The following is a 4,171-nucleotide window of genomic DNA, read 5'->3' on the forward strand; positions in this document are numbered from 1 at the left end:
TAACACCGTTCCTCCTGGTTGAAGGAGGCAGTTCGGGGTTCTGTCAAAACCTTCTCGATTGCCAATCCGCTCCCGCGCGACGGATTCGCACTCGAACACCACGGCGCTTATGCCGTGCCGACGCAGGCACCCCTGCCTGTGATCGTTTTTTCATCCAGTGCAATCCCGCGCTGGATGCCACCCCCACGGGCACCTTACTCCCCCGTGGGGGGTGAGGTGCCTCCTTTAAGGAGGAAATCATGGTAGGAAGTACCATAGAAGAATACAACTTTTGGTACACGCTAGGGTTCCTAGCGTTTCTGTTTTTGGGGATGGGTGCCATGATGCACCCCCTCATTTTTGCAAAGGCGGCCTTCTCTGTGGTCGCCACTGCCCTGGGGCTGACGCTCCAGATTCTTTTGCTGGCCATCCGGCTGGCACTCTTCCTCCCCCGCAAGATTGCGGGGTGGTTGAAGAAGAAGAAGCGCCGCAAGGCGGCGCAGAAGAAGGTCGACCCGGAGCCCCGGGTCACCATTTTCGAAAATGAAAAGCCGGAACTCGGCTACAACCCACCGCGCCTCGTGAACGGCGAGGCGCGTCGTTTGGAAAAAAAGGGGGAGGATTAACCTCCCCCGGAATGCACCCCCGCCGGGTGCATTCTTCCATCGCCACCATCGCTGGCGGCGGAAGAATGCATCGGGCAAAAAGAGGTACGGGCCCTCTCTAAAGAGTCCGGCGTGCCCTTTCGGCACATTTCACCCACTCGGGGATTCACGTTTCCCCGAGGGGGACGCGTGGATCTCCGATTCTTGAAGGAGATGAGCGATGAAGCACCACGCGTCCAACGATGTCATCCCGCTTCGGGATGATGAAAATGACCGGAACTTCTTTTACAAGAAGGTCTCGGCCCGTCTCCCGGAGTTCTGGGAGAAGTACCCGCCCCAGGCGTACAGCCTGACCACCGAGGTCAAACAAGACCCGGTGGGTGAGCCGGGCTTCGCAATGGTCGAAGCTCGGCTTGTGTCCGTCGACGGGCGGGTGATTGCGAACGGCTATGCCCGTTCGCCGCTGTCGATCCATAAGGATCTGGAAGCTCTCGAGACCTCCGCGGTTCAGCGTGTGCTGGCCCGGCTGGGTTTCGGGGGCGAGGTCCTGGACGACGACGAAGCCCGCGATCAGTCCAAACAGGGGCTGTCGCAGGCAACGGGGGGTGTGGCGCCGGATGCTGGCGGCAACTCTACCCCGAAGGAGGCAGAACCTGCCCCGGTTCAGTCGGCCCCGCAGGCCGGCAAGCCGCCGAAGGAACCCATGGCGGTCTTCCCGGAAGACGATGGGGAAACGGATACCGTTGAGGAAACCGAAGAGGCCGAGGAATCGGCCTTTGCGGAAAACGAATCGGTGGAAGTGTACCCCGTCACGTCGCAGCCCGAATCCGATTCGGGTGAAGACGCCGGAGAAGCCGCCGCCGAGTCCGCCCCCGTGGCGGAAACGGATGGGGAACCGGAGACGGTTGAGCCCACTGCGGATTCCGAACCCCTTCCCTCGTCCGAGATGGACGAGAAGGAGGCCCGGAAGCTCGAGCGGCTGGTGGCACAGCTTCACCAGGTCGCCCGACAGGCCGGCAAGGAGCCGCCCGAGGTGAGCACGATCCAGGAGGCACGGGACGCCATCCGCCAGCTGCATAAGGAGCGGTGAGATGGTGATCCGGCCGACGAGTGCGCTCACGTTCGAGACCTGCCCCCGGATGTACTACTACCGGGAGGTGGCTCAACTGCAGGCCGAGACGGCGAGCGTCAACCTGAAGTTCGGAGGCTCCGTCCATAAGACGGTGACCGACTGGCTGACGGAAAGCGCACGCCGGGGCGTGTTCGATCCGGCGGACGGGGATACCCTCGTCCACCGGTTCCGCAAGGACTGGTCGCACATCACCCGGAATCAGGCGCTGGAATACTCCAGCACCATGGGGCCGGATATGGTCCCGAAGGTGGGTGAGCGGCTGGTCAAGCAGTTTGCGGAGCAATGGCCGCACTGGGGTCTGGGCGTCATCCTGGACCATCAGGGCGAACCCATGGTCGAACGCCGGCTGAAAGCCGACATCGGAGGCGGGCTCATCCTGAGTTCGCAGCCGGATACGTTGGTCATGAGCCGGCAGCGCCAGGTCTTCCCCCTGGACTTCAAGACCGCCGCTTCTCCGTGTGAGGAGTGGTTCCCCGACGTGAGCGATCAGCTCACGGCCCAGCAGATCGTCCTGGACGCCCATGCCGAAGAACTCGGCACCGGGTTGGTCGATGAGGTGGCATTCGGGGAGTTGATCAAGAAGGCCATTCCGAAGACCGAAGGCCCGGGAAAGGGACCGCAGGTTCTCGCCCCGAAGAAGGCCCCCCGGCGGGATCGCCGGAAGGTCCGCGAGTATGTGGAGAAGATCCACTGGATCGCGGAGGACATCGCGGCCGAGCGTTTCCCCGCCCGGCCCGGTTCCGCCTTCAACTCCCCGTGCAAGATGTGCGACTACCGCCGTCTGTGCCACCACGACGATGACACCGGCCTGGTCCGGAAATCGTTCGCGGCGCAGAAAGCGGCCTGATCGCCTCTTGCCTTCATTCACCCCGACGGGTTCACCACACCCGTCGGGGTGTGGTGGGCCCTTTTGAAAGGAGGTCCACATGAAGTGTGAGAACTTCGAGCAACTCGAGCTGACGCTCGAGTTCCTGAAAAAAAAGGGTCGACCCAAGGGGGCGTCGGCCGAGCCCAATCACAATGACGAAGTCTGGACGGATGACGACATCCGGCTCGTCATGCAGGGCTTGCTGGAGGAGACCTACAAGGTCTCCAACCCCGAAAGGAGCAGGAAGGAACGGGAAACGATTCTTCGGTGGGTCGAAAAACCCATTGAGCCGGAAGGCAATCGTTGGCCGTTTTCCTTCCAGTCCTGTTGCGAGTTCCTGGGTCTCGACCCCGAAACGATGCAGCAGGGCATCCTGGAAGTCGCCGCCCCCGCAGCGGGAAGCGACAAAAATGAGGAACAGGCCAGCGTCGCCTGATCCCCTTTCATCCCCGACCGGGGCACCACGATTCCCCGGTTCGGGGGAGTGGTGCCCCTTTTTTTATAATCTTAGGAGGCATCACCATGTCGAAGCAGAACATTTCGGCCCGCGAGCTTTTCAAAAACGATCAGATCCCGGAACAGATCACCGTTCCGGTGAATGAAAACCCCGGGCCGATGGTCCCGCCCGTCGACGAGGACTACGAGTTCTCGACTTCCCTTCTCCGGGTGCTGCTGCCGTGGATCATGGCCGCCAGCGCCGAGTGGCCCCTGTGGCTGGTCGGAGAAAAAGGAGTTGGGAAGTCCTCCCTTCCCCGGCAGATCGCAGCCCGGTTGGGCATCCCGGTCTACTCCATGTCCGGCAACGGACGGATGGAGCTGGACGAGCTCTTCGGCTCCAAGGACCTCATCGACGGGGACACCCTCTTTTCGTACGGGCCTCTCGCGGAGGCCTATAAGTACGGTGGATGGTTCATCCTCGACGAAGCGGACCTGATCGAGCCGGACATCCTGACCGGCCTGAACGGCGTGATGGAGCATCAGGCCATCACGCTGCCGAATGGGGAGGTGATCCAGCCTAACCCGGATTTCAAGTTCATTCTCACCACCAACACCAATGGCGGTGGCGATGAGTCCGGGAACTATGCCGGGGCCAAGATCCAGAACGCCGCGTTTCGTGAGCGTCCCTGGATGGTCCAGGTGGATCACGCGCCGCGGCATGTGGAGGAGAAGATCCTTCGCAAGCGGTTCCCCGACCTGCCCGACGAGACCCTGGACAAGGTTCTCAACGTGGCAGAACGCGTCCGGGAACAGGCGGCATCGGACGGCGCCTCTCCTCTGGAGACGTCGATGTCCACCCGCGTTCTGAAGAAGTGGGTGGAAGCGATGCAGCTTCTGGCCGGGGTCGTCAACGAGGGCAAGAGCCCGGCGCTGTATGCGCTGGACATTTGCCTGGGGAACGGGTGTCAGCCCGAAACCCGGCAGGCCCTGCGGGACATCGCCAAGATGGAGTTGGGCGATGACTAGGCTCGGTGAATGCGGGCTCCGCGCCCTGATCCACCGGGACGACCCGAGCCGGGGCATCCTCTGGATGTACCACGGCGAATCCGGATCGTTTTACCGGGCGGAAGGGAAGGCCACCATGACCCG

5 protein-coding genes are annotated in these 4,171 nt (G+C 62.3%); all 5 read left to right on the forward strand.

Annotated elements, in window-relative coordinates:
• Positions 1-239: 239 nt before the first annotated feature.
• The 5 genes from F573_RS0113605 to F573_RS0113625 all read left to right on the forward strand — a co-directional run bounded on the left by F573_RS0113605 (position 240) and on the right by F573_RS0113625 (position 4,048).
• A complete protein-coding gene (locus F573_RS0113605) occupies positions 240-605 on the forward strand; it encodes a hypothetical protein (protein WP_019023050.1) in 366 nt (121 codons plus the stop codon).
• Positions 606-804: 199 nt separating this feature from the next.
• Positions 805-1,674, forward strand: a complete 870-nt coding sequence (locus F573_RS0113610) for a hypothetical protein (RefSeq protein ID WP_019023051.1) — start codon at positions 805-807, stop codon at positions 1,672-1,674.
• Position 1,675: 1 nt separating this feature from the next.
• The gene (locus F573_RS0113615) at positions 1,676-2,563 is read left to right on the forward strand and encodes a PD-(D/E)XK nuclease family protein (RefSeq protein ID WP_019023052.1); all 888 of its coding nucleotides are present in this window, start codon (positions 1,676-1,678) and stop codon (positions 2,561-2,563) included.
• A 79-nt stretch (positions 2,564-2,642) separates the two neighbouring features.
• Positions 2,643-3,020, forward strand: a complete 378-nt coding sequence (locus tag F573_RS14455) for a hypothetical protein (protein WP_019023053.1) — start codon at positions 2,643-2,645, stop codon at positions 3,018-3,020.
• Positions 3,021-3,106: 86 nt separating this feature from the next.
• The gene (locus F573_RS0113625; protein ID WP_019023054.1) at positions 3,107-4,048 is read left to right on the forward strand and encodes an AAA family ATPase; all 942 of its coding nucleotides are present in this window, start codon (positions 3,107-3,109) and stop codon (positions 4,046-4,048) included.
• Positions 4,049-4,171: the final 123 nt, after the last annotated feature.

Source organism: Thioalkalivibrio sp. ALE23, from assembly GCF_000378545.1.
GTDB lineage: Bacteria > Pseudomonadota > Gammaproteobacteria > Ectothiorhodospirales > Ectothiorhodospiraceae > Thioalkalivibrio.